Annotated in this window: 27 protein-coding genes and 1 tRNA gene; 23 read left to right on the forward strand and 5 right to left on the reverse strand. The window is 27.6% G+C overall.

Annotated elements, in window-relative coordinates; genetic code table 11:
- The first annotated feature begins 18 nt into the window (after positions 1 to 18).
- The 16 genes from CCANL266_RS06675 (at position 19) to queC (ending at position 14412) form a co-directional block, all read left to right on the forward strand.
- On the forward strand, positions 19 to 513 hold the full coding sequence (locus CCANL266_RS06675) for a flavodoxin domain-containing protein (RefSeq protein ID WP_172233153.1): 495 nt from the start codon (positions 19 to 21) through the stop codon (positions 511 to 513).
- A 48-nt stretch (positions 514 to 561) separates the two neighbouring features.
- Positions 562 to 1362: a J domain-containing protein gene (locus CCANL266_RS06680; RefSeq protein ID WP_172233156.1), complete on the forward strand. Its 801-nt coding sequence runs from the start codon at positions 562 to 564 to the stop codon at positions 1360 to 1362.
- A 63-nt stretch (positions 1363 to 1425) separates the two neighbouring features.
- Complete coding sequence (accB, locus tag CCANL266_RS06685; RefSeq protein ID WP_172233159.1) at positions 1426 to 1875, forward strand: acetyl-CoA carboxylase biotin carboxyl carrier protein; 450 nt, start codon at positions 1426 to 1428, stop codon at positions 1873 to 1875.
- Positions 1875 to 3209, forward strand: coding sequence for an acetyl-CoA carboxylase biotin carboxylase subunit (locus CCANL266_RS06690; protein ID WP_172233162.1), 1335 nt, complete (start codon positions 1875 to 1877; stop codon positions 3207 to 3209). The genes accB and CCANL266_RS06690 overlap by 1 nt, the downstream gene beginning before the upstream one ends.
- Positions 3210 to 3238: 29 nt before the next feature.
- Entirely contained in the window at positions 3239 to 4264 is a 1026-nt protein-coding gene (locus CCANL266_RS06695; RefSeq protein ID WP_172233165.1) for an ankyrin repeat domain-containing protein, read from the forward strand.
- On the forward strand, positions 4261 to 5007 hold the full coding sequence (locus tag CCANL266_RS06700) for an SDR family NAD(P)-dependent oxidoreductase (protein ID WP_172233168.1): 747 nt from the start codon (positions 4261 to 4263) through the stop codon (positions 5005 to 5007). The genes CCANL266_RS06695 and CCANL266_RS06700 overlap by 4 nt, the downstream gene beginning before the upstream one ends.
- Positions 5004 to 6266 (forward strand): UDP-N-acetylglucosamine 1-carboxyvinyltransferase, encoded by a 1263-nt coding sequence (murA, locus tag CCANL266_RS06705; RefSeq protein WP_172233171.1) that lies wholly within the window; start codon positions 5004 to 5006, stop codon positions 6264 to 6266. Before CCANL266_RS06700 ends, murA begins: the two co-directional genes overlap by 4 nt.
- The gene (locus tag CCANL266_RS06710) at positions 6253 to 7407 is read left to right on the forward strand and encodes a molybdopterin molybdotransferase MoeA (protein WP_172233174.1); all 1155 of its coding nucleotides are present in this window, start codon (positions 6253 to 6255) and stop codon (positions 7405 to 7407) included. Before murA ends, CCANL266_RS06710 begins: the two co-directional genes overlap by 14 nt.
- Positions 7391 to 8002 carry a flagellar basal body P-ring formation chaperone FlgA gene (flgA, locus tag CCANL266_RS06715; protein ID WP_172233177.1) on the forward strand — a complete coding sequence of 204 codons (612 nt, stop codon included), beginning with the start codon at positions 7391 to 7393 and terminating at the stop codon, positions 8000 to 8002. The genes CCANL266_RS06710 and flgA overlap by 17 nt, the downstream gene beginning before the upstream one ends.
- The gene (locus tag CCANL266_RS06720) at positions 7999 to 8541 is read left to right on the forward strand and encodes a UbiX family flavin prenyltransferase (protein ID WP_172233180.1); all 543 of its coding nucleotides are present in this window, start codon (positions 7999 to 8001) and stop codon (positions 8539 to 8541) included. Before flgA ends, CCANL266_RS06720 begins: the two co-directional genes overlap by 4 nt.
- Positions 8538 to 8999 (forward strand): pantetheine-phosphate adenylyltransferase, encoded by a 462-nt coding sequence (gene coaD, locus CCANL266_RS06725; RefSeq protein WP_172233183.1) that lies wholly within the window; start codon positions 8538 to 8540, stop codon positions 8997 to 8999. Before CCANL266_RS06720 ends, coaD begins: the two co-directional genes overlap by 4 nt.
- Positions 8996 to 9562: a dTMP kinase gene (gene tmk / locus CCANL266_RS06730; RefSeq protein ID WP_172233186.1), complete on the forward strand. Its 567-nt coding sequence runs from the start codon at positions 8996 to 8998 to the stop codon at positions 9560 to 9562. The genes coaD and tmk overlap by 4 nt, the downstream gene beginning before the upstream one ends.
- Positions 9546 to 10775 carry a histidine--tRNA ligase gene (gene hisS, locus CCANL266_RS06735; protein WP_172233189.1) on the forward strand — a complete coding sequence of 410 codons (1230 nt, stop codon included), beginning with the start codon at positions 9546 to 9548 and terminating at the stop codon, positions 10773 to 10775. Before tmk ends, hisS begins: the two co-directional genes overlap by 17 nt.
- On the forward strand, positions 10772 to 12592 hold the full coding sequence (gene speA, locus CCANL266_RS06740) for a biosynthetic arginine decarboxylase (RefSeq protein ID WP_172233192.1): 1821 nt from the start codon (positions 10772 to 10774) through the stop codon (positions 12590 to 12592). Before hisS ends, speA begins: the two co-directional genes overlap by 4 nt.
- A 10-nt stretch (positions 12593 to 12602) precedes the next feature.
- Positions 12603 to 13763 (forward strand): pyridoxal phosphate-dependent aminotransferase, encoded by a 1161-nt coding sequence (locus CCANL266_RS06745; protein WP_172233195.1) that lies wholly within the window; start codon positions 12603 to 12605, stop codon positions 13761 to 13763.
- Positions 13750 to 14412: a 7-cyano-7-deazaguanine synthase QueC gene (gene queC, locus CCANL266_RS06750; RefSeq protein ID WP_172233198.1), complete on the forward strand. Its 663-nt coding sequence runs from the start codon at positions 13750 to 13752 to the stop codon at positions 14410 to 14412. Before CCANL266_RS06745 ends, queC begins: the two co-directional genes overlap by 14 nt.
- 304 nt (positions 14413 to 14716) lie before the next feature.
- Here the strand turns inward: queC and CCANL266_RS06755 are convergent, their stop codons facing one another.
- Positions 14717 to 15223, reverse strand: a complete 507-nt coding sequence (locus CCANL266_RS06755) for a sel1 repeat family protein (RefSeq protein ID WP_172233200.1) — start codon at positions 15221 to 15223, stop codon at positions 14717 to 14719.
- Between the two features lie 300 nt (positions 15224 to 15523).
- Between CCANL266_RS06755 and CCANL266_RS06760 the strand changes: the two genes are divergently transcribed.
- Positions 15524 to 15600, forward strand: a tRNA-Met gene (locus CCANL266_RS06760).
- Positions 15601 to 15602: 2 nt separating this feature from the next.
- On the opposite strand, the gene CCANL266_RS06765 is transcribed toward CCANL266_RS06760, so the two are convergent.
- Genes CCANL266_RS06765 through CCANL266_RS06775 form a run of 3 tightly spaced genes read right to left on the reverse strand, consistent with a single transcriptional unit; the run spans position 15603 to position 18108 of the window.
- Positions 15603 to 16373, reverse strand: coding sequence for a phosphatidylserine decarboxylase (locus CCANL266_RS06765; protein ID WP_172233202.1), 771 nt, complete (start codon positions 16371 to 16373; stop codon positions 15603 to 15605).
- Positions 16370 to 17461, reverse strand: a complete 1092-nt coding sequence (locus tag CCANL266_RS06770; RefSeq protein ID WP_172233204.1) for a metallophosphoesterase — start codon at positions 17459 to 17461, stop codon at positions 16370 to 16372. The genes CCANL266_RS06765 and CCANL266_RS06770 overlap by 4 nt, the downstream gene beginning before the upstream one ends.
- Positions 17462 to 17463: 2 nt before the next feature.
- Entirely contained in the window at positions 17464 to 18108 is a 645-nt protein-coding gene (locus CCANL266_RS06775) for a Crp/Fnr family transcriptional regulator (protein WP_172233206.1), read from the reverse strand.
- Positions 18109 to 18168: 60 nt separating this feature from the next.
- Here CCANL266_RS06775 and gltX point away from each other — a divergent pair, with 60 nt between their 5' ends.
- Genes gltX through CCANL266_RS06790 form a run of 3 tightly spaced genes read left to right on the forward strand, consistent with a single transcriptional unit; the run spans position 18169 to position 21423 of the window.
- Positions 18169 to 19500: a glutamate--tRNA ligase gene (gene gltX, locus CCANL266_RS06780; RefSeq protein WP_172233208.1), complete on the forward strand. Its 1332-nt coding sequence runs from the start codon at positions 18169 to 18171 to the stop codon at positions 19498 to 19500.
- Positions 19493 to 19795, forward strand: a complete 303-nt coding sequence (locus CCANL266_RS06785) for a YggT family protein (protein WP_172233210.1) — start codon at positions 19493 to 19495, stop codon at positions 19793 to 19795. The genes gltX and CCANL266_RS06785 overlap by 8 nt, the downstream gene beginning before the upstream one ends.
- An 8-nt stretch (positions 19796 to 19803) precedes the next feature.
- A complete protein-coding gene (locus CCANL266_RS06790; RefSeq protein WP_172233212.1) occupies positions 19804 to 21423 on the forward strand; it encodes a transglycosylase SLT domain-containing protein in 1620 nt (539 codons plus the stop codon).
- Here CCANL266_RS06790 and CCANL266_RS06795 read toward each other — a convergent pair.
- The gene (locus CCANL266_RS06795; RefSeq protein WP_172233214.1) at positions 21347 to 21748 is read right to left on the reverse strand and encodes a hypothetical protein; all 402 of its coding nucleotides are present in this window, start codon (positions 21746 to 21748) and stop codon (positions 21347 to 21349) included. The two genes, CCANL266_RS06790 and CCANL266_RS06795, sit on opposite strands and share 77 nt — an antisense overlap.
- A 37-nt stretch (positions 21749 to 21785) precedes the next feature.
- Here CCANL266_RS06795 and mobB point away from each other — a divergent pair, with 37 nt between their 5' ends.
- Genes mobB through CCANL266_RS06810 form a run of 3 tightly spaced genes read left to right on the forward strand, consistent with a single transcriptional unit; the run spans position 21786 to position 23306 of the window.
- Positions 21786 to 22271 carry a molybdopterin-guanine dinucleotide biosynthesis protein B gene (gene mobB / locus CCANL266_RS06800; protein WP_396021583.1) on the forward strand — a complete coding sequence of 162 codons (486 nt, stop codon included), beginning with the start codon at positions 21786 to 21788 and terminating at the stop codon, positions 22269 to 22271.
- Positions 22271 to 23134, forward strand: a complete 864-nt coding sequence (locus CCANL266_RS06805; protein ID WP_172233218.1) for a class 1 fructose-bisphosphatase — start codon at positions 22271 to 22273, stop codon at positions 23132 to 23134. Before mobB ends, CCANL266_RS06805 begins: the two co-directional genes overlap by 1 nt.
- Positions 23121 to 23306: a hypothetical protein gene (locus CCANL266_RS06810; protein ID WP_172233221.1), complete on the forward strand. Its 186-nt coding sequence runs from the start codon at positions 23121 to 23123 to the stop codon at positions 23304 to 23306. Before CCANL266_RS06805 ends, CCANL266_RS06810 begins: the two co-directional genes overlap by 14 nt.
- Positions 23307 to 23312 lie beyond the last annotated feature (6 nt).

Here is a 23312-nt window from a genome sequence, read left to right on the forward strand (position 1 = left end):
TAATTAAAAGGAGAAAAAATGAAAAATGTAGCTATTTTTTATGCTTCAAAAGGTGGAGTTACAAAGGATTTTGCAGAAAAAATCGCAAGTAAAATAAATGCTGATGTTATTAATATAAAAGATGTTGAAGTAAAGGCTTTAGAAGATTATAAAAATGTAATTTTAATGAGTTCAAGTTATTTTTTTGGTGCTTTATGTGAAGACTGGGGTTCAAAGGTAAAATTACTACATACTGTTGATTTTACAAATAAAAATGTAGCTTTAGTTGCTGTTGGTTCTTGCGAACGCCACGCTGATAGTTTTTGCTCTGGAGTAGCTGATTTTTATGATAAATTAGCAAATAGCGGTGCAAGATTTATTGGCTTTGTAAATGCAAAAGATTACAATTACACTTTCTCAAGATTACAATTTGGAAATTATCTAAGAGCGCTTTGCCTAGATAAAGCAGATGCAGATAAAAATGATGAAAGAATTAATAAGTGGGTAGAAAATATTAAACATTTCTTAGCATAATGGAATGCTTTTTGCTTATAACCTCTTTAAAGTTATTTGGAGGTTATAATGCAAATTATTCAAACACTACAATCAATTAGCATAAATACTCAAGATTTATCGTGTTTTAACGAGATTAAAACGATAATGAATAAAAATTTTTCTCAAAATATTGGCAAGAAAGCAAAACTTTTATCTTTTTATGTAGAAAACGAAATTCCACAAAGAAAATACTTTTTAAAATTCTTATCTATTTTAAATAAAAAATACAATAATGAAAAACTTGTAAATATTAGCACTTCATATTATAAGACTTTTAAACTCACGCTAAATAGTATAAATCCGCTATCTATTATATTACACTGCAAATTAGATTTTAATAAAAAACAAATTATTTTAAATTTTGATAACTTAGATAAAATTTTAATAACATACTTAAAAAATTATTTCAAAGAACATTCAGTTATTACAATTAACAATCAATTTATAATTACTTATAAAGATGACAATACTCTAACGCTACTTGATAATTTATGCTCTTGCAATGAACATTTAAATTATTGTATAAATTTTTCTTTAAGCGAGCTAGCGTATTTGCAATTTAAAAAAGAAATAAAAAGTATTCTTAAAAAAGATAACAGATTTTTAAATATTTGCCAGCTTTTAGAAGAGCATTTTAAAACTTTAGGTGTTGAAGTTGGAGTATCATTTGATGAAGTTAGAAACAAGTATTTAAAATTATCTAAAATGTATCATCCTGATTTTCATAGCGAAAAAAGCGAACAAGTAAAAGAAATTTTAAGACAAAAATTTCAAGCAATTAACTACGCTTACGAATGTTTAAAGCCTTTATACAAAAATGCTAGTTAATTTTTATTAAACACAAAATTATTATTTTTTGCTAGAATTAAATTTTTTAATCAAGGAGTAAATATGACAAAAGAAGAAATTAAAGAACTAATAGATATATTTTCAGCTGCAAGTATAGGCAAAATTCAAATCAAACAAGGAGAATTTGAAATAAGCCTAGAAAAGCAAGGAGCAATAGTAGAAAATCCTATTTTAGCTTGCCCTCCACCACCAGCACCAACTCCAATAAATATTAATGTTGCTAATGATAGCAATAAGCCAAGTTCAAAACACGAAAATACATTAACATCTCCAATGGTAGGAACTTTTTATGAAGCTCCAAGTCCAGGTGCAGCACCTTTTGCAAAAGTTGGACAAACACTTAAAAAAGGTGATACTATTTGCATAGTAGAAGCGATGAAAATTATGAATGAAATTGAAGCTGAATATGATTGCAAAATTATTTCTCGTTTAGTTGATAATGGGCAGCCTGTTGAATTTGGAACTGATTTATTTGTAGTAGAGAAATTATAATGAAAGAAATAAAAAGAATTTTAATTGCAAATCGTGGTGAAATAGCATTAAGAGCTATTAGAACCATCAAAGAAATGGGTAAAGAAGCAATATGTGTTTATTCAATCGCCGATAAAGAAGCATTATATTTAAAATACTGTGATGCTAGTATTTGTATTGGTGGTGCTAAATCAAGTGAAAGTTATTTAAATATTCCTGCAATTATTAGCGCTGCTGAATTAAGCGGAGCTGATGCTATTTTTCCTGGATATGGTTTTTTAAGCGAAAATCAAAATTTTGTTGAAATTTGTGAAAAGCATAATATTAAATTCATAGGTCCAAGCGTTGAAGCTATGAATATTATGAGTAATAAAAGTAAAGCAAAACAAGTTATGCAAAGAGCAGGAGTACCTGTAATTCCTGGTAGCGATGGTGCTATAAAAGACTTAGAAAGTGCAAAGAAATTAGCAGAAGAAATAGGTTTTCCTGTTATTTTAAAAGCTGCAGCAGGTGGCGGTGGTCGTGGAATGCGTGTTGTAGAAAAATCTAGCGATTTAGAAAAGGCTTATTGGTCAGCTGAAAGCGAGGCTTTAAGTGCTTTTGGTGATGGTACTATGTATATGGAAAAATATATTAAAAACCCACGCCATATTGAAGTGCAAATAATTGGTGATAGTTTTGGTAATGTAATTCATATTGGTGAAAGAGACTGCTCATTACAAAGACGCCATCAAAAATTAATTGAAGAAAGCCCTGCAATTATATTAGAGCAAAGCACAAGAGAAAAACTGCACAACACCGCAATAAAAGCTGCAAAAGCAATCGGCTATGAAGGTGCTGGAACTTTTGAATTTTTACTTGATGATAAACAAAATTTTTATTTTATTGAGATGAATACAAGATTACAAGTTGAACACTGCGTTAGCGAAATGTGCAGCGGAGAAGATATTATTAAGCATATGATAAATGTAGCTCAAGGTTTAGCTCTTCCAAAACAAGAAGAAATTAATTTTAAAGGTCACTCAATTGAATGCCGTATCACAGCAGAAGACCCAAAAACATTTACTCCAAGCCCTGGTACAATTAGCAAATATGCAGCTCCAGCTGGTGCAAATACAAGAATGGAAAGCCATATGTATCAAGGTTATGCTGTTCCGCCTTTTTATGATTCAATGATAGGAAAATTAGTAGTTTGGGCGCCAAGTAGACAAGAAGCAATAATTAGAATGAAAAGAGCCTTGAATGAACTAATTATAGGTGGAATTAAAAGTACAAGAGATTTTCATCTTTCAATGATGGACAACCCTGATTTTATCAATAATAATTTTGATACAAATTATCTAAGCAGAAAGTAATTCTTTCTGCTAGCAAAAAGGAGTTTTATATGAAGAAATTTTTATTATTATTCCTTTGTGCTTTTGCTTTTTCTTATGATTTTGAAAAAGAAAAGTTGTTTATTTTATCTAATGAAATTCGTGGTTCTTCACTTGAATGCGATGGAAATGAATATGCTTTTTACTACGAACAATACATCAATTCTTTAAATCAAGATTACAATAATCCTAAATTAAAAGAAATTAAAAATTATGATAAATATTTAGAATATTTTAAATATTGGGCATTTCAAAGCTTTGATAATTATAAACAATATGAAAGATTTAATTCTTATGCAAAAGAATTTTGTAAAATAAACAAAAAACACTTTGATGATTTAAAAGCAAATTGCGATATCTTTGTTCAAAGATTTGGTAAAAGAGCCTTTGGTGATATTACAAAATTTATTAAATTAGATGATATTTATGAAGAATTTTTAAAACTTGATAGTGCTAATAGTATTGCTTATTTAAACTCCCTTTCTTTAAAAAATTATGAATTAGATTTTTTACTAAAAATATCTTTATTAAGCAAAAAAGATTTAAGTGTAATTAGCTTTTTGCTAAATAAAGGAGTTGATGTTAATTTAGGTTATGAAAGTGCTATTTTTTATGCACTTGATTATTATGAAGCACTAGAATTGTTATTAGAAAATAAAGCTTTAGTTGATTATACAAACGCATTTGGAAAAAGTGCTATTTTTTATGCTGTTGAAGAAAACAACATACAAGCAATTAAAATTTTATTAAAACATAAGGCTAATGTTAATTTAAGTCTTTACGATAATGAAGATAAAATTAAAACAAATTTACCTTATTACATAGGTTTATGCTCATACACCCATCCATCAAAAACCCTTTTTATTCAAGCTGCATCTTTTGCTAATACAGATGTTTTAAAATTATTAATTGATGCTGGGGTTGATATAAATGCAACTGATAGCGATGGTTTTAACGCTCTTGATTATGCTAATTTTTATAATCAAGTAGAAAATATTGAATTTTTAAAAAAATTAGGTTTAAAGGAGAATGAATGAAAACAGCTTTTATAACAGGTGCTAGTAGTGGCTTTGGTAAAGCTATTGCTCAAAAATTATTAGAAAATAATTATAAATGCGTTTTACTTGCTAGAAGAAAAGAAAAACTAGAAGAATTTAAGAAAAATTTTAACAATCAAGTTCATATAATCGCTTGTGATGTTAGAGATAAAAATACTTTATTTAAAGAAATTAACGCCCTACCATTAGAATTTAAAAAAATTGATGTTTTAGTAAATTCTGCTGGTTTAGCTCTTGGTGCAAATGAATTTCATAAAATGAGTATTGAAGATATGGAAACTATGGTAGATACAAATATAAAAGGACTTTTATATGTGAGTAAAGCTGTGCTAGAAATTATGACTAACGATGCTTATATTTTCAATTTTGGTTCAGTTGCTGCTAATTATCCTTATTTTGGGGCTAATGTTTATGCAGGTACAAAGGCCTTTGTAGGACAATTTTCACTAGCATTAAGAAATGATTTAAGGCATACAAACATTAAAGTTTGCGATGTTGCACCAGGCTTATGCAAAACAGAATTTAGCATAGTGCGTTTTAAAGGGGATATAAATGCAGCAAATAAAGTTTATGAAAACACAAAATATTTAAGCGCAGAAGATATCGCTGAAGCTGTATTTTCAATACTTTCACTAAATTCGTATGTAAATATAAATCGTATTGAATTAATGCCACAAACTCAAACTTGGAGCGGTTTTCATATTGTAAAGGACGAAGAATGAAATATCTACAAATAACAGGAGAACAAGAACTAAAAGGCAGCGTTAAAATAAGTGGAGCAAAAAATGCTACTTTGCCTATTTTAGCTGCTTGCTTACTAATAAAAGGAAAGGTTACTTTAACTAATATCCCACTAGTTTCAGATATTTACACTATGATTGAATTACTTAGTAATCTAGGAGCAAAATGCTTGATTGATGAACATAGCGTTTGTATTGATTCAAGCAATATAACAAGCACAAAAGCCTTATATGAAATTGTAAGTAAAATGAGAGCAAGTATCTTAGTGCTTGGTCCGTTATTAAGTAGATTTAACGAGTGTGAAGTTTCGTTGCCTGGCGGATGTGCAATTGGTCAAAGACCTATTGATTTACATTTAAAAGCACTTGCAAAATTAGGAGCAAAAATAGAATTAAAAGAAGGTTATGTAAAAGCAAGTGGTAAATTAAAAGCAGCAAATATTACTTTTGACAAAATCACAGTAGGTGGCACAGAAAATGCAATTTTAGCAGCTGTTTATGCAGAAGGTGTTACAATTATTAATAATGCAGCAATGGAGCCTGAAATAATAAATTTATGTGAGTTTTTAGAACTCGCAGGAGTAAAAATAGAAGGCATAGGAAGTAAATGTTTAAAAATACATGGAGTAAAAGAACTAAAAAGTGATTTTACATGCAAAATCATTCCTGATAGAATCGAAGCAGGTACATATTTATGCGCTGGTGCTATTACGAATTCTGAAATCACAATCACAAATGTTAATCCAAACCACCTATTAGCTGTAATTGATAAATTAAATGAACTTGGCGTTATGCTTGATGTGCAAGAAGATAAAATAAGCACAAAAAAATACAAAAAATTAAACTCGTGCAATATTCAAACAAGTGAATATCCAGGTTTTCCAACCGATATGCAAGCACAATTTATGGCTTTGTGTTTATGTGCAAGTAGCGATTGTATTATTGATGAAAGATTATTTGAAAATAGATTTATGCATGTTGCAGAATTGCAAAGAATGGGAGCAAATATTAGCTTAAACAACCATCTTGCAATTGTGAAACCATCAAAATTAAGTGCAGCTCAAGTTATGGCTACTGATTTAAGGGCATCTTCGGCCTTAGTTTTAGCAGCCCTAGCAGCAAAAGGCACTAGTAAAATTAGTAGAATTTATCATTTACAAAGAGGCTATGAAGACTTATGTTTAAAGCTGCAATCTTTAGGTGCAAAAATAAGTTTAAAGGATGAAAATGACGATAAATGATAGCTTTAAAGCGATTAATGATATTACTTTTACAAGTCAAATTGAAGAAGTTTTTATAAAAGATGCACAAAATAGAGTTTGTGCTTTTGATATAAAAGCGCAAAGAAATTCTCCGCTTTTTACAAACAGTGCGATGGACGGCTATGCTTTAAATATAAATGATGATATTAAAAATTTAAAAATTGCATATAGTATTTTTGCTGGTGATTTTAAAGAATATGAGCTTAAAAAAGGAGAATGTGCAAAAATTATGACAGGAGCAAAACTTCCTAAAAATGCGAACGCTGTTGTAATGAAAGAATATGCAAATATAAATGAAAATATTTTTAATACAGATATTAATGTAAAGCAAAATGACAATATAAGATTTGTAGGCGAAGAATACAAAGAAAACGAACTTTTAATTTCAAAAAACACTCTTTTAAACAAGGCGCATATTATGTTACTTGCTTCAAATGGCTATCATAAAATTAAATGTTATAAAAAAATAAATGTAGCTATTTTTGCAAGCGGAGATGAATTAGCTGAAAGTTATTTTAGTGGAGATTATATTTACAATAGCAATTCTTACGCTCTTTTTAACCCTTATTCAAATAGCCACTATTTAGGAATTTTAAAAGATGATTATGATTATGTTTTTAACGCACTTAGTGGAGCTAGTAAAAATTATGATTTAATAATCACTTGTGCTGCTGCTAGTGTTGGAGATGCAGATTATGTAAAAAAAGCACTTAGCAAACTTGGCTATGAAGATATTTTTAGCAAGGTTTTAATAAAACCAGCAGGACCAATAGCTCTTTATAAAAATAAAGAAAATAATTTTGTTTTAACCTTACCAGGCAATCCTATGTCTTGTTATGTTGGAGCTATGCTTTATTTAAAAAAACTTCTTTTAAAAATGCAAAATTGCAGCTATCAAGCACAAAGCTATAAAGCAAAAATTTCTTGTGATATTGAGCTTAAGAATAATAAAGAAAATATAATTTTTGGTACTTATAAAGACAGTGTGTTTTATCCATTTAATAATGGTAAATTCTCAAGTGCACAAATAACTCCACTAACAAATCATACACATTTTATTAGACTAAATGGTTCTATTAAAAAAGATGAATTGATTGAATGTTATGAAAATAATTTATAGTATTTTAGCCTTATGCCTTAGCTTAAATGCAGCTAGTTTAAAAGAGCAATTAGCTAAAAGCTTTTTAGCTCAAAAAATAAATCTTAATATTGTATCAATTCAAATAAAGCCAGAAAATGATGATAATTGCATTTTAAGCTCGGCAGTTAAGCTAAATACTCAAGGTATTTTTAGAGCAATTTGCAATAATCAAAACAAACAATTTTCATACACTTTAAATGCAACTAGCAAGGTGCTTATTTTAAAAAGAAATATTGCAAAAGATGAAGCAATTAGCCTTAGTGATGTTTTACAAAAAAACATAGCCTTTAAACAAGCACCAAACGATGCTTTAAGTATGCTAGATGAAAATTCTTATGCAAAATCCTTTCTTAAAGCAAATACTATATTAACTCAAAATAAATTAAAACCTAATTATGTAATAAACAAAGAAGATAGCGTTGTAGGCATTATTGATGATGGAAATTTAAGTGTTTTTATTGATTTAACAGCACTGCAAAACGGTGTAAAAGGACAAAGAATTCGTCTTAAAAATAGCGATGGAAAAGTAATTTATGGAGAGATTTTAAATAACAAACAGGTGTTGATTAGATGAGAATTTTAATTTGTATTAGCGGTGCTAGTGGAGCAAAATTAGCTTTAAAATTAGCAAAATTTTTAAATAAAGAACATAAGGTTTATGTTGTGTTTTCTAAAGGTGCAAAGCTTGTTTTAAAACACGAAGAAGGTTTAAATATAAAAAAATATTTAAAAAAACATAAAATAACTTATTTTAAAGATAGTAATTTAGCAGCAAGTGTTTCAAGTGGTTCATTTTTAATTGATTGTGCTTTTTTTTATGCTAGTTGTGATTTTTTAGCTAATGTGCTTTACGGTAGAACAAATACATTAATTACAAGAGCCTTTAATGTAAATCTTAAAGAAAATAGAAAAATAATAATCGCTCCAAGAGAAAGTCCATTCTCAAGCATAATGTTAAAAAATTTAAAAAAATTAAACTCTTTAGGTTGTATAATAGCACCTGCTTTAATTAGCACTTACTCAAAAAGCAAACAAAGTGATTTTATAATTGGAAAGTGGTGCGATTTAATAGGTATAAAGCATAATTTATTTAAAAGATGGGAAGGCAAATGAAAAAAGCAATTTATCCAGGCACATTTGACCCTATTACAAACGGGCATTTAGATGTAATAAAAAGAGCTTTAGGTATTTTTGATGAACTAATAATAGCAGTTGCAAAAAGTGATAAAAAAAATCCTTATTATGATTTACAAACAAGACTTTCTTTGGTAAAAAAAGCCACAAAGGGTTTAAATGTAAAGGTACTTGATTTTTCTTGCTTATTAGTTGATTTTGCAAAAAAACAAGAAGTTTATACAATTATAAGGGGGCTTCGTGCGGTAAGTGATTTTGAATATGAACTACAAATGCACTACGCAAACGCATCTTTAAATAAAAAAATTGAAACCATTTATTTAATGCCTAGCTTAGAAAATGCTTTTATTTCAAGCTCCATTGTAAGAAGCATAAAAGCACATAACGGAGATATAAGCAATCTTATTCCAAAAGAAATTTTAAAGGATATTATGTGAGTTATATTGTTTTTGAAGGTGCTGATTTTGTTGGCAAGAGTACACAAATTGAACTTTTAAAAAAAGATTACAAAAACGCAATTTTCGTAAATGAGCCAGGTTTTACCGAGTTAGGAAAAAGTTTAAGAAAGTTAATTTTAAATGAAAATATGAGCGATGATTGTAGGAATTTTTTATTTTTAGCTGATAGAGCGCAACTTTTTTCTAGTCTTGATTTTAATAAAATTATTATTTCTGATAGGTCTTTTATATCGCACTTAGCTTATGCTAGTAAAAAAGATTATGATTTATTACTACAATGCAATTTAAAAGTAATGAAAAATGTGTTGCCAAGTGCAGTTATTTATTTATACTTAGAAAAAGAAGAATTTCTTAAAAGAATGAAAAATCGCAATCTTGATGAAATTGAAAAAAAGGGTGTAGAATATTTTTTAAAAGTACAAAAAAATTATGAGCGTGTTTTAGAAAAATTAAACCTAAATATGATAAAAATAAATGCAAGTGAAGATATTTTAAATATTAATAAAAAAATAAAGGATTTTATAAATGATAAATGCAATTAAGGGAATGAATGATTTATTAGATGATGATGCAAGAATTTATGAATTAGTAATTAATACATCAAGCAAGGTAGCTAAAAATTATGGGTATTCATACATTCAAATTCCACATCTTGAACAAAGTGCTTTATTTAAAAGAAGTGTTGGAGAAAGCAGCGATATTGTTGGCAAAGAAATGTATGAATTTAATGATAAAAGTGGAGATAGTGTTTGTCTTAGACCTGAAGGAACTGCAGGGGTTGTAAGAGCCTTTATTGAAAAGAAAATGGATAAAGCAAACAGTGTAAAAAGATGGTTTTATCACGGTTCAATGTTTAGATATGAAAAACCTCAGCGTGGAAGATACAGAGAATTTCATCAATTTGGAATTGAGTGCTTTAACATAGCTAGCGTTTATGAAGATGCAAGTGTGATAATGATTTTAAAAGATATTTTTGATGAATTAGACATTAAATATACCTTAAAAATAAATTCTTTAGGAACACCAGAAACATTAAATAATTATAGAGCAAAATTAAGAGAATTTTGCGCTGATTTAAATTTATGCGAAGACTGCAAAAGAAGATTTAATACAAATATAATAAGAGTGCTTGATTGCAAAAATGATTCTTGCCAAAACGCCTTAAAAAATGCTCCGAATTTAAGCGAGTTTTTAGATGAAGAATGTAAAAAAGATTTTGCAAAATTGCAAGAGCTTTTAAAAGAAAATAATGTTAGCTTTGTTATTGATGAAAGATTGGTTCGTGGGCTTGATTATTATTCTAAGAGTGCATTTGAATTTATAAGTGATGAAATAGGTGCAAAAGCAGCCATTGCTGGTGGTGGCAGATATGATTATTTGGTTGAATATTTAGGCGGAGCAAAATCATACGGAGTTGGCTTTGCAATGGGCGTTGAAAGAGTTATGGATATATTAAAATCTAAGCAAAATATTTTAAAAAAAGAAAATAAAATTTATTTTTGCGTTTTAGATGAAAAATATTTAAATTATGCTTTTAAAATTGCTTCAATGCTAAGAAAAGAAAATAAAAATGTAATTTTAAACTATGAAGCTAAAAAAATGCAAAAACATCTAAATAATGCACTAAAGCAAGATTATAATTATTTTTTAGCATTAGGCGAAGATGAAATGAAAGAAAATAAAATTTTATTTAAAGACTTAGCAAAACAAGAACAAAAAATTATTTTAATTGATGAATTAAAGGAACTTTTATGAACAATTATGGCATTGATATTTGGGGCGATGATAACTTCATAATCAAAGATGGAAAAGTATGTTTAAAATATGGTTGCGAACCTGCTATTATTGATATTGTAAATACCTTGCAAGATGATGGCTACAAAGGTCCATTAATCTTAAGATTTAAGCATTTAATTAAAAAGCAAATAGAGCAAATTTATAAAAGTTTTAACAAAGCTATTAAAGAATTTGAATATGAAGGTAGCTTTAATGCCGTTTATCCTTTAAAGGTAAATCAATATCCAGGTTTTGTAAAAAACTTAGTTAAATTAGGTAAAAATCTAAATTACGGGCTTGAAGCTGGTTCTAAAGCTGAATTGCTTTTAGCTATGGCATACAATAATGAAAATAGTCCTATTACCGTAAATGGTTTTAAAGATAAAGAATTAATCACAATGGGTTTTATTGCTGCTGAAATGGGGCATAAGATTACCCTTACTATTGAAGGTATTAATGAACTTGAGATGATTATAAAAACCGCTAAAGAAAGATTTAAAGTAAAACCAAATATAGGTCTTAGAGTAAGATTACACTCTTTAGGCAGCGGAATTTGGGCTAAAAGCGGTGGCATAAATTCAAAATTTGGACTAAATTCAACCGAATTAATTGAAGCTGTAGGCTTATTAAAAGAAAATGATTTGCTTGATTGCTTTACTATGATTCACTTTCACATAGGTTCTCAAATTCATGAAATTCATCCTTTAAAAAAGGCTTTAAGCGAAGCTGGAAATATCTATGTAGAGCTTAGAAAAATGGGTGCAAATAGTTTAAAAAATATAAATTTAGGTGGTGGTTTGGCAATTGAATATTCTCAATTTGAAAAATCACCACAAAGAAACTATACTTTAAGCGAATACGCAAATGATATTGTCTTTATTTTAAAGACAATTGCAGGTCAAAAAAATGAAAAAGAACCTAATATTTACATTGAAAGTGGTCGCTTTGTTAGTGCAAATCACGCTGTATTGATTGCTCCTGTTTTAGAATTATTTTCTCAAGAGTATTCAGAAAGCAAACTTAAATTAAAGGACAAAAATCCACAATTAATAGATGAATTATGCGACTTATATAAAAACATAAAACCAGCAAATGCAGTAGAATATATGCACGATAGCTGCGACCATTTAGATAGCGTTTTAACTCTTTTTGATTTAGGTTATGTAGATTTACAAGACCGCTCAAATGCTGAAATTTTAGTACATTTAATAGGTAAAAAAGCAATTTCTATGCTAAGTGCAAAGCACTTATTAAGAACTCAAAAAGAAGTACAAGAAAGATATTTAGTAAATTTTTCTATGTTTCAATCATTGCCTGATTTTTGGGGTTTAGGGCAAGAATTTCCAATAATGCCACTTGATAGACTTGATAAAAATCCGACTCAAAGTGCTAGTATTTGGGATATTACTTGCGACAGTGATGGTGAAATTTCTTTTGATGCAAATAAAAGACCTTTATTTTTACACGATGTTGATGTAGAAAAAGAAGACTACTTTTTAGGATTTTTCTTAGTAGGTGCTTATCAAGAAGTGCTTGGAATGAAACATAATTTATTTACACATCCAACGCAAATTTGCATTGATGTAAATGAAAAAGGTTATGAAATTGAAAGTATTATTGAAAGCCAATCAATAAGAGATATTTTAGAAGATTTAGACTATGATGTAAGAGAAATTGATGAAATTTTAAAAGAAAGAATTGAAAATTCAAAATTAATTGATGATAGAAGCAAAAAACAAATTCTAGGAGAATTGTTTATTTTTATCCACGATAATGGATATTTAAAAAATATTTAAAGGAGTTAAGATGTATTCAAAACAATTATTAAATATGGAAGAATCAATAACATTAGCAATCACTGCTAAAGCAAAAGAACTAAAAGCACAAGGAAAAGATGTACTTTCTTTTAGCGCTGGAGAACCTGATTTTGATACACCTAAAAAGGTAAAAGATGCAGCTATTAAAGCTATTAACGATGGTTGCTCAAAATACACTCCTGTTGCAGGTACAAATGAAGTTTTAAAAGCGGTTTGCTATAAACTAAAACAAGATAATAACCTAGATTATTCTATAAATGAAGTAATCACAGGCACAGGCGCTAAACAAAATCTATTTAATACTATTAGTGCTTTAATAAATAAAGATGATGAAGTGTTAATCTTAGCGCCTTATTGGGTTTCTTATCCTGAAATTGCAAAATATATTGGTGCAAAGGTAAAATATGTGTATCCAAGCAATGGTTTAAAGGTAAGTGCAAGTGATATTCAAAAAGAACTTAGCTCTAAAACAAAACTTTTAATTTTAAACAATCCAAACAATCCTAGCGGAGAAGTTTATACTAAAGATGAATTAACGCAAATTGCAAAAATACTTGAAGGTACAAATGTTTTTGTAATAAGCGATGAAATGTATGAAAAGCTAATTTACGATGAAGAATTTTGTGCTTTTGCAAGTTTAAGCGAAGATGCTTTAAAAAGAACAATAACAATAAATGGTTTAAGTAAATGTGCTGCTATGCCTGGTTGGCGTTTTGGTTACAGTGCTAGTAAAGATGCAAAATTAAATAAACTTATGAAAAACTTGCAAGGTCAATGCACTAGCAACATTTGCTCAATCACTCAAGCTGCTGCTATTCCTGCTTTAATGGGTGAGATTGATGAAGATATTTTTAAAATGAAGGAAGAATTTAAAAAACGCAGAGATTATGCTTTTAAGGCAATTAATGAAATAAAAGGATTAGCAATTCATTCTCTACCAAAAGGTGCATTTTATTTATTTGTTGATTGTAGCAAAATAAGCAATGATGATGTTTTGTTTTGTGAAAAATTATTAGAAGAAAAATTAGTAGCTTGTGTGCCTGGAAGCGGCTTTGGTATGAAAGGATATTTTAGAATGTCTTATGCTACAAATATGCAAAATATCCAAGAAGGCATAGCTAGAATAAAGGAATTTTGTGAAAGCAATTAGTATTTTAAGCGGTGGGTTAGACAGTTGCGTTAGCACTGCAGTTGCAATTAATGAAGGCTATGAAGTTATAGCTCTTCATTTTAATTATTTTCAAAGAACGCAAACAAGGGAAGAAAAAGCATTTAATGATATTTGTGATTTTTATAAATTACAAAGATTTTGTCTTGATATGGATTTTTTTAAAACAATTGGCGGCTCTAGTCTTACAGATAGTACTATAGATATTCCAAAAGATGAGATTTCAACAAGCACACCAAGCACTTATGTACCTTTTAGAAACGGAGTATTTTATTCCATTGCCGCTTCTTTAGCGCAAAGATTTGATGCTGATGCTATTTTTACTGGTTTAGTTTATGAAGATGCAAGTGCCTACCCTGATACAAGCCCTGATTTTGTAAATAAAACTCAAGATTTTATACAGAGTGCAAGTGCTAAAAAAATAGTTTTAAAAACACCGCTAATCCAACTAAGAAAAAAAGATATTGTATTATTAGCACAAAAATTAAATGCACCTATTCATCTTAGTTATTCTTGCTATGAAAGCAATGAGCTTGCTTGTGGTAGATGTGAAAGCTGCCTATTAAGACTAAAGGGTTTTAAAGAAGCTGGTGTAAAAGATTTACTTTCTTATCAAATCCCTACTAACTAAAGCAAGTAGGGATTTACTTAACCTATCACTCACTTAAAAAAACTTTACCTAGCTAATACAATTTTTCTTAATTGCATTGTAAAATTGTTTTAGTTATTTGTAGGTAAAATAAGGACTTTATAATTTTTTACTATGTAATAATTTTATTATATCTTTTAGCCTTCTATAATAAAACAAAAAACATCTTTATTTTTAAATAATACATTTAATTTAATAAAAAAACTAAATTACTTGGTGGAAGAAAATCAGAAGTAGCCATGAAACTTTATGGCTTTTAAGCTTGTTGGTGGAATATTTGCACCAACTATTTAATTCTTTTGTATTTTTCACAACTGTATTCATATCCATTGTCGCAAGCTATTTTATAGTATTTTAAGGCTTGTTTTTTATCTTTTTTATCTTTAGTATCAATATATTTAATATTGTAATGATTGCCCACAAACAAACAAAAATCTTTGTCAATTTCACAAGCCTTTAATTTATATTCGTAAGATTTTTCTTTGTTATCTTGTATAAATTTATTTGGTGGATAGCCTTCATCATAGTAATTTGCTACCATATGACAAGAATATGCGTTTTTAAGCTCATCACAACCTTTAAAAGCTACTTCTAAACTCTCTTTTAAACTTAAATAGCCATCTTTATCATAATTACGAGTATCTAAATAATTCTCACAAGATTTAGCATTGTTTTCTTTGATACATTCATCATAAAGTTTTATTTGTTCTTCATTTAGCGTTGGCTCTACATCATAAATCCCCACTGCACTGCAAGTTAAAGCTAATACATATAATGTCAATAACTTTTTCATAAACTCTCCTTTATTTAATTTTTAATAATAGCAAAAATTAACTGTTTTACCTTTAAGCAAAGCAAATTCTTAACACATATTCTTATTTTTTCATAATTATGTATTTATAAAAGTATTTTGTAAATAGCTTTATCATAGCAACAAACAAAAAGCAGTTTAAAGAAAAAAGAGCGTGTGCTTGATAATGTAAAAAATTAATTAGCAAAAGTGAAGCTTTAAGGCTTTAGAATATTTTTTAAAAAAAACAAATTTTTATATTTTTTTAAGCAAATATATATATAATTTGTTCTTTTATTTTGTGCCTAGGTAGCTCAGCTGGTTAGAGCGCTGGTCTCATAAGCCGGAGGTCGGGAGTTCAAGTCTCCCCCGAGGCACCATTTTATTTTATTATTTTTATTTCATCTGCAAAAGAAATTTTTCCTTCATTTACATCAAAAGAAAAATCACTTGAAAGTATTAGTATTGTTGAGCCCATTAAAAATCTTCCTAACATTTGACCTTTTTGTAAATACACATTATCGTATTCTTTTAAAAAATCAGCTCCGTTTGGCATATTTGTTTTTATACTTGTATCAAAATCAAATTCCATCTTGCCAACATTAACCGCACCTACAAAAACCATATAAAATTTACTTTTACCATCACTTAAACATTCTAAAACAACTCTTTCATTGCGAGAATATAAATTTTCGTGCAAAGAAAGTGCTTTTAAATTTACACTAAAAAGCTCAGCGCAAAAATATCTAGCACTTAAAATTTGCATATTGCAAGGTGAATGATAATTGTGATAATCTTTTGGACTAAGATAAATATTTAAAAAATTCATTTGCTTATTAGGTTTAAAGCCAAGTAATTCAATAATATCATACTCTTTATTCTTTATACTAAAAGCCTTAAAATCACTGCTTACACCATAGCTTAAAATACAGCCATCACAAGGGCTAATAAACTCAGAACTAGGCAACTTCCTTTCTTTAACTAATCTTCTTGTAAAAAGTTCTAAAAGGCTTTTATATTCTTTATAATCTTTAAAATCACTTAAATCAATATTAAAATAATTTACATAACATTTATTTATAAAATGTTGTAAAAAACTAGGATATTCTTTCTTAACTATATTTCCAAAAATTCTTGATATTTTCTTTCTCATTCTTTTTCCAAATTAATAATTGCAATTTCGCTAGGTGCTAAAAACCTAACGCTAGGACCCCAAAAGCCCGCCCCACTACTAACATATAATTTTGTTTTCTTACCTATTTCATAAAGTCCATATAAAAAACCTTGTTGTAAATAAACTAAAATACTAAAAGGAAAAATCTGCCCTGCGTGTGTATGACCACTTAAGATTAAGTCAAATTTTTCTAAATTAAATTCCTTTGCTATTCTTGGCTGATGTGCTAATAAAATATTATATTTATTTGAATCAAATTTTTGATAAATGTTTGTAAAGCTTGGTGCTTTATTATATTTTGCTCCTCTTAAATCATTCAAGCCACTAATTACAACATCTTTAAAATTCACACTGTCATTTTGCAATATTTGTAATTTTGTCTTGCTTAATTGCTCTATAATTTCATCTGCATTATGATAATATTCGTGATTTCCTGTTACATAAAACACAGGTGCATTAAAAGAATTTAACTCATCTAAATAATCAATTTCTTTAATATTAGTATCAATTAAATCGCCAACAATAGCAACACAATCAACATTTTGTTCATTAATTTCTTGAATAATTTTTACTAAAAAATTCTTGTGAACATTTTTACCTAAGTGTAAATCAGTAATTAAGGCTATTTTTAAATTTGTGTTAGCTTTAATTGTTATTTTATTAATTGGTGGAGTTCTTAAAGCATTAAAAACTCCTTTAAAAAAGCAAGATGCAGCAATTAATAAAAAACCTACATCAAAAATAAATTTAAGACTTTTTCTTCTACCTTCATTAAAACTATTACATTTTATAAAACCTGAAAAAATAGAATAAAAAATACCTATTAAAAAGAAAAAAAACGAAAAAGCAAGAATTAAAGATAATATTAAATAAACATCATCATATAAAAAATCGCTTCTCATTAAAAACAAAAACAAAACATTTAAAATAAAACAAAGAAAGAAAAAAACCCTAAGAATTTTTTTATGTCTTGTAAAGATTGCTGATAAAAAAAACTTATAAATATAAAAATTTGCAACAAAACTAGCCACGCAAAAAGCAATAGCAAAAATAAGATGGTTTGACATTTTTAGCCTTCGTATAAAGATTTTAAATAATTCATATCTTTAATAATAACTTGCTTATTATTAATTTCAATAATATCATCGTTTTTTAATTTTGCTAACAACCTTGAAAAGGTTTCAGGAGCCATATTTATAAAAGAAGCAAGTTGATTATGCTTAATACTAGCAAACAATTCACTTTGCTCGCAAAGTAATTTAGCTAATTTTGCTTCAGCACTTAAAATCATTTCATTATGCACAAAATCAGACATATAAATTAATTTTTGAGATAAAGCACTAAGTAAAGTTAATACAAAAGAAGTCTTATTTAAAAATCTATCTTTTAAGCTTTGAAAATGTATTTTAATCACAGATGAAGTGCTTAAAAATTTCGCACTTGCAGGAAAGGCGATATTAGCATAATTTGCAAGTTCAGCCACGAAATTCATAGCATTAAATCTATGTAAAACAATCTCAACACCCTTTGAATTTACCTTGTAAATTTTTAAATTTCCCTTAATTAAAAGATGCAAATATTCACTATTTTCACCTTCATAAAATAAAATTTCATCTTTTTCATAAGTTCTTAAAATACAAATTTTTGATAATTCTTCTAATTCTTCTTCACTAAAATCTTTAAAAAAAGAAATTTTTTTTAATACTTCCTTCATTTTTTACCTTATTAAAATACAATGATTACATAAAAATTTCATAATAGCAAGGATTTATAAATGTTTAGATTCGCACCATCGCCAACAGGTGATATGCATATTGGCAATTTAAGAGTAGCTCTTATTAATTTTGTAAGTGCAAAAAAAGAAAATAAGCAATTCATTCTAAGAATAGAAGACACAGATACAGCAAGAAATATTGAAGGTAAAGAAGAAGATATTAAAAAAATATTAACTTTATTTGGAATAAGTTGGGATGCTTATTATATTCAAAGCAATAATTTACACATTCACAGACAATTAGCAAACCAGCTTTTAAAAGAAAAAAAAGCCTTTAAATGCTATTGCACTGAAGAACAATTGCAAAAAAAGAAAGAAGAAGCAAAAAACAATAATCAAGCTTATAGATACGATGGAACTTGTGAAAATAAGCAAGAAGAAAATAAACCTTATGTAATAAGACTTAAAAAGCCTAGTACAAGCATTAGTTTTACTGATGAAATAAAAGGGCAACTAAGCTTTCAAGCAAATGATATTGATAGTTTTGTAATTTTAAGACAGGATTTAACTCCAACATATAATTTTGCTTGTACAATAGATGATATGAGTGAGGCTATTAGCTTTATAATAAGAGGAGAAGACCACACTAGCAATACTCCAAAACAACTTCATATAAGAAATAGTTTAAATTATAATGAAGAAATAAAATTTGCCCATCTTCCAATAATTTTAAACGAAGAAGGCAAAAAAATTAGTAAAAGAGAAGCTCATTCTAGTGTTCAATGGCTTTTAGATAATGGTTATTTACCTAGCGCTATTGCTAATTACTTGCTTTCTTTAGGAAATAAATGCCCTAAAGAAATATTTACTTTACAAGAGGCAATTAGCTTTTTTGATGTAAAAAATATTTCTAAATCTCCAGCTAAATTTGATATTGATAGATTAAAATTTATAAATAGAGAACATATAAAAATGCTTGATGATGAACTTTTAGTAAAAATTCTTTTTAAAGATGAGTTTTTAGCTAATTTTACCAATTATAAAAATCTTGCAAAATTAGCAAAATTATACACTCAAGAAGCTGATACCTTAATAGAATTAAGTGCAAAATTAGCACCTATTTTTCTACCAAAAAATATAATTTTTAAAGAAAATGAAGATTTTTTAAACCCTGCATTAAAAATTGAAGAAGCAATGCTTAAGGCTGATACTTTACCACTTAATTATGATGAATTTAAAAAAGATTTTTCTTGCGGATTAAAAGGAAAAGAATTATTTATGTCTTTAAGATTATTATTAAGCGCTAGTGCTCACGGACCTGAACTTAATTTGTTATATGAAGCAATTGCACCTATTTTTAAAGATATTGTAAGGTTAAGGCAAAATGTTTAGCATTGTAATTTTTATTTTTAATATATTAATTTATGCTTTAAACATATATCAATATATGATTATTGCTTATTGTTTGCTTAGTTTTATTCCAATTAGAACAAGTAATGAATTTGTTTATAAAATAATTTATATTTTACACAAAACAGTTCGCCCTGCTTTTGAGCTTGTTCAAATGATAATTCCTAGAAGATTTTTAGTAATAGGAATGGTTGATTTAAGCCCTATTTTGATTTTTCTTGGAATTTATTTTATAAAAATTGGACTTTATTATTTAGTTAAAATAATTTTAATTTAGGATGGATGATGAAAAAAATATTAATGCTTTTATTTTGTAGTTTTTGCTTTGCTTATACTTTTAATGAGCTTAAAAAAGAGCCAAATTCTTTAGCCAAAGATTATTTTTTATATAAATTATTGCTTAATGATGAGTTAAAAGATGTAGATTTAGCTAGTTTAAAATCTCAAATTTTTAGATTTTCTGGTGTTTTACAAAAAGAAATAAACCAAAGATATAAGACAAAGGAAGAAATTAATGATACTTGTCTTACTTATACTCAAGCTAATATAAATCAAGCCGATATAAAATGCCAAATAAAAAGATTATCAAATATAAATTTTTCTAAAAAAATTGATAATATTAATCTAAAAAAATACGCAGATGTTTTAAAAAATGAAAAATTATCAAAATTATTAATTGTTTTAGCTCAAAAAGACCCAATTAAATATTGTATAGAAAATGGCTATGGAGATATTTTATTAAAATTAGTTTATGAAGGAAATTATAAATTAAATGATGTAAAAATAGGACCAAAAACAAAAAGCTCTATGCTAAATAGCCCTTATGCTTATAAATTTTTAAATTCTGCAATGGTAAATGATGAATATAAATTAATAAGAGAAAAACTAGCTTCCGTAAAAAAAGATGATGCTAAAGAAGATTTAGCCTTTGCTTTAGGCTTAAATTCTTTAATGCATAATTATAAAACTCAAGCAAGAGTATTTTTTCTTCAAGCAGCAAATACTTATAAATATAAAAGACCAAGAGATAATGCTTTATTTTTTGCATACTTAGCAAGTAAAAATAAAAAAGATAAAAATAAAATTTTAAAGCAATTAGCAAATAGTGATGATTTAAATATTTATAGTCTTTTAGCAAAGCAAATGACTAATACAAAATTGCCTGAAATAATCACACCTAAGCCAAATAAAAAATTAGATTACAATATAAGCGATGCTTTATTGCAGGTAAAATTTATAAATTCACTGCAAAATGCAAGCAAAGAAGAATTGATAAAAATGCAAGAAAAATTTAATACTATAAATACCCAAGGACAGTATCTTGCAATTAGCAATAAATTAAGTAATTATAAAGACAATATCTATCCACTTGCGTTTTATGATTTATTAAAAGATTATCCTATAAAAAGACAGGCTTTAATCTTATCAATAGCAATGCAAGAAAGTAGATTTTTGCCTGCTAGCGTTAGCGTTTCTTATGCTTTGGGTATGATGCAATTTATGCCCTTTGTAGCAAAACATACTGCTAAGGTTGATTTTAATGATAATAATTTTGATGAACTAAATATGTTTAAGCCTGAAATCGCTTATAAATTTGCTAATGCTCACTTAAATTTACTTGAAAAAAGTCTAAGTCATCCTGTATTTATCGCATACGCATACAACGGCGGCTTAGGCTTTACAAAAAGAATGTTAAATAAAGAATATATGTTTAGTAAAAAATCAAAATTCAAAGAATACGAACCATTTTTATCAATGGAATTAGTACCTTATTTAGAAAGTAGATTATATGCTAAAAAAGTACTAGCAAATTACTTTATTTATCTAACTATTTTAGGTGATAATCCAAAGATTTCGGACTTTTTTGAAAATTTATATAAAGAGGATTGTCTAATTCAAAAATAGTAATTTTTACCCTACTTTTATCGCTTTTAATGCTTTTAATCAAATAACTTTCTTGATAGTCATTAAAATATGGTAAAAGTAAGGCATACTTGCTTTTGCTTTCAATTTTATTTGCAAAATAAAGTTTATCATCAATATAAAGCTTTTTTAAATTACTAATGCCACTAATTGCATATAAATCCATATTATCTTCTTCTCCGATATAACTTAGCAGCACTCCTGCACTAATTAATTTAGTCTTAATAACTATTTCATTTTTATCAAGATTACTAGACGAACAAGAAACAAAAATTAAACAAAATAATAAAATAAATACCTTTTTCATAAACTCTCTTTTGTTAATATATTAAAAGTAATTTTAAATAAAAAGGTTAATAATGAAAAAAGCATACGCATTTACAGGTCCGTCAAATTCAGGTAAAACAACCTTAATTTGTAAGATATCTGAATATTTACAAAGCTTAAATCTAAAAGTAGCAATAATAAAACACGACCCAAAAGATAAAGCAATATTTGATATAAACACAAAAGATAGTTATAAATTTTATAGCACTGGCGCAAGTGTTGCAGTAATTAGCCCAAAAAGAACTACTTTTTTTCATAATGAAAGCTTAGAATTTGATGAGATTTTAAAAAGATTTGATGCTGATATTATATTAGTTGAGGGTTTAAAAACTCTACCATTGCCAAGACTTTGTGTGTTTTGCAAAGAAGTTGATGAAAGCTATTTAGAATTTTCAGATGCGATTGCAACTTATTCAAAAAAAGATTATAAAATCACTCATTTTAATCTTGATGATATAAAAGCAATCAGCGAATTTATAATAACTAATGCTAAGGAGATTTAATGCAAGAAATCATAAAAGCTATACAAAGTAGCGTTATTAAAATTAAACAAAGCTTTGAAAATGCAGATACTGATTATACAGAGCTAAGTAACGCAAGTGGAGATTTACAATTAAAACAAGATGTTTTAAGCGATATGATAATTACAAATGAACTAAGCAAAGTTGGTTCAATTAAAGCAATAATTAGCGAAGAAAAGCAAGATCCATATTTTTTATACGATGATGCAAAGTACATAGTTGCTTACGACCCACTTGATGGAAGTTCGTTATTTGATGTTAATTTTGCTATTGGTTCAATATTTGCAATTTATGAAGAAACAGCAGAGCCAAAAAATTTAAAAGCAGCACTTTATGCTATTTATGGTCCAAACACCCAGCTAGTTATTTGTCTTCAAGACCCAAAATTATATATTTTACAAAACAACGAGTTTAATTTTGTAAAAGATTTAAAACTAGATTCAAATGCAAAAATCAATGCAACAGGCGGCACCCAAAAAGATTATTACAAAGAACATAAAAATATGATTGAAGCAATTTTTAACGATGGCTATCGTTTAAGATACAGTGGTGCAATGGTTAGCGATTTGCATCAAATTTTATTAAAAGGTGGTGGAATTTTTTCTTATCCTAGCAAAGAAAAACTTAGTTTAAATGATGGTAAAAGCGCTAAATTAAGAGCTTTATTTGAAGTTTTTCCTTTTGCTTATATTTTTGAAAAAGCAGGTGGATTTTCTAGTGATGGGATTAAAGGCTCAAAAGGTTATGAAAGTTTGCTTAACCTAAAATTTAGCACAATTCATGCTAGCACACCTTGCTATCTTGGCTCAATGAAGGAAAAAAGGTTCTTAGATGAACACTTATAAACAAAGATTACTTGAAGCAAAGCAAAGGCTTCAAGCTTGTCAAAAAGAAACACAAAATACCCTTAGCTGTATTAATTGTGAAAAAATTTTTGATTGCAAAATTAGAGATGACTTTGTAAATGCAACTTATGAGAGTATGTCAGAAGGTAAATCTCAAGACTTTAATTTTTAAGGAATA

It is taken from the genome of Campylobacter canadensis, assembly GCF_013177655.1.
Taxonomy (GTDB): domain Bacteria; phylum Campylobacterota; class Campylobacteria; order Campylobacterales; family Campylobacteraceae; genus Campylobacter_E; species Campylobacter_E canadensis.

Excerpts from the sequence above, each read along its gene's own strand:
- hisS (WP_172233189.1), top strand. The coding sequence starts at position 9,546 with ATGATAAATGCAATTAAGGGAATGAATGATTTATTAGATGATGATGCA.
- flgA (WP_172233177.1), top strand. The coding sequence starts at position 7,391 with ATGAAAATAATTTATAGTATTTTAGCCTTATGCCTTAGCTTAAATGCA.
- gltX (WP_172233208.1), top strand. The coding sequence starts at position 18,169 with ATGTTTAGATTCGCACCATCGCCAACAGGTGATATGCATATTGGCAAT.
- CCANL266_RS06765 (WP_172233202.1), bottom strand. The coding sequence starts at position 16,373 with ATGAGAAAGAAAATATCAAGAATTTTTGGAAATATAGTTAAGAAAGAA.
- coaD (WP_172233183.1), top strand. The coding sequence starts at position 8,538 with ATGAAAAAAGCAATTTATCCAGGCACATTTGACCCTATTACAAACGGG.
- CCANL266_RS06710 (WP_172233174.1), top strand. The coding sequence starts at position 6,253 with ATGACGATAAATGATAGCTTTAAAGCGATTAATGATATTACTTTTACA.
- CCANL266_RS06790 (WP_172233212.1), top strand. The coding sequence starts at position 19,804 with ATGAAAAAAATATTAATGCTTTTATTTTGTAGTTTTTGCTTTGCTTAT.
- CCANL266_RS06690 (WP_172233162.1), top strand. The coding sequence starts at position 1,875 with ATGAAAGAAATAAAAAGAATTTTAATTGCAAATCGTGGTGAAATAGCA.
- accB (WP_172233159.1), top strand. The coding sequence starts at position 1,426 with ATGACAAAAGAAGAAATTAAAGAACTAATAGATATATTTTCAGCTGCA.
- CCANL266_RS06675 (WP_172233153.1), top strand. The coding sequence starts at position 19 with ATGAAAAATGTAGCTATTTTTTATGCTTCAAAAGGTGGAGTTACAAAG.
- CCANL266_RS06785 (WP_172233210.1), top strand. The coding sequence starts at position 19,493 with ATGTTTAGCATTGTAATTTTTATTTTTAATATATTAATTTATGCTTTA.
- CCANL266_RS06755 (WP_172233200.1), bottom strand. The coding sequence starts at position 15,223 with ATGAAAAAGTTATTGACATTATATGTATTAGCTTTAACTTGCAGTGCA.
- CCANL266_RS06695 (WP_172233165.1), top strand. The coding sequence starts at position 3,239 with ATGAAGAAATTTTTATTATTATTCCTTTGTGCTTTTGCTTTTTCTTAT.
- CCANL266_RS06680 (WP_172233156.1), top strand. The coding sequence starts at position 562 with ATGCAAATTATTCAAACACTACAATCAATTAGCATAAATACTCAAGAT.
- CCANL266_RS06720 (WP_172233180.1), top strand. The coding sequence starts at position 7,999 with ATGAGAATTTTAATTTGTATTAGCGGTGCTAGTGGAGCAAAATTAGCT.
- CCANL266_RS06810 (WP_172233221.1), top strand. The coding sequence starts at position 23,121 with ATGAACACTTATAAACAAAGATTACTTGAAGCAAAGCAAAGGCTTCAA.
- CCANL266_RS06775 (WP_172233206.1), bottom strand. The coding sequence starts at position 18,108 with ATGAAGGAAGTATTAAAAAAAATTTCTTTTTTTAAAGATTTTAGTGAA.
- CCANL266_RS06745 (WP_172233195.1), top strand. The coding sequence starts at position 12,603 with ATGTATTCAAAACAATTATTAAATATGGAAGAATCAATAACATTAGCA.
- CCANL266_RS06805 (WP_172233218.1), top strand. The coding sequence starts at position 22,271 with ATGCAAGAAATCATAAAAGCTATACAAAGTAGCGTTATTAAAATTAAA.
- CCANL266_RS06795 (WP_172233214.1), bottom strand. The coding sequence starts at position 21,748 with ATGAAAAAGGTATTTATTTTATTATTTTGTTTAATTTTTGTTTCTTGT.
- speA (WP_172233192.1), top strand. The coding sequence starts at position 10,772 with ATGAACAATTATGGCATTGATATTTGGGGCGATGATAACTTCATAATC.
- CCANL266_RS06770 (WP_172233204.1), bottom strand. The coding sequence starts at position 17,461 with ATGTCAAACCATCTTATTTTTGCTATTGCTTTTTGCGTGGCTAGTTTT.
- CCANL266_RS06700 (WP_172233168.1), top strand. The coding sequence starts at position 4,261 with ATGAAAACAGCTTTTATAACAGGTGCTAGTAGTGGCTTTGGTAAAGCT.
- murA (WP_172233171.1), top strand. The coding sequence starts at position 5,004 with ATGAAATATCTACAAATAACAGGAGAACAAGAACTAAAAGGCAGCGTT.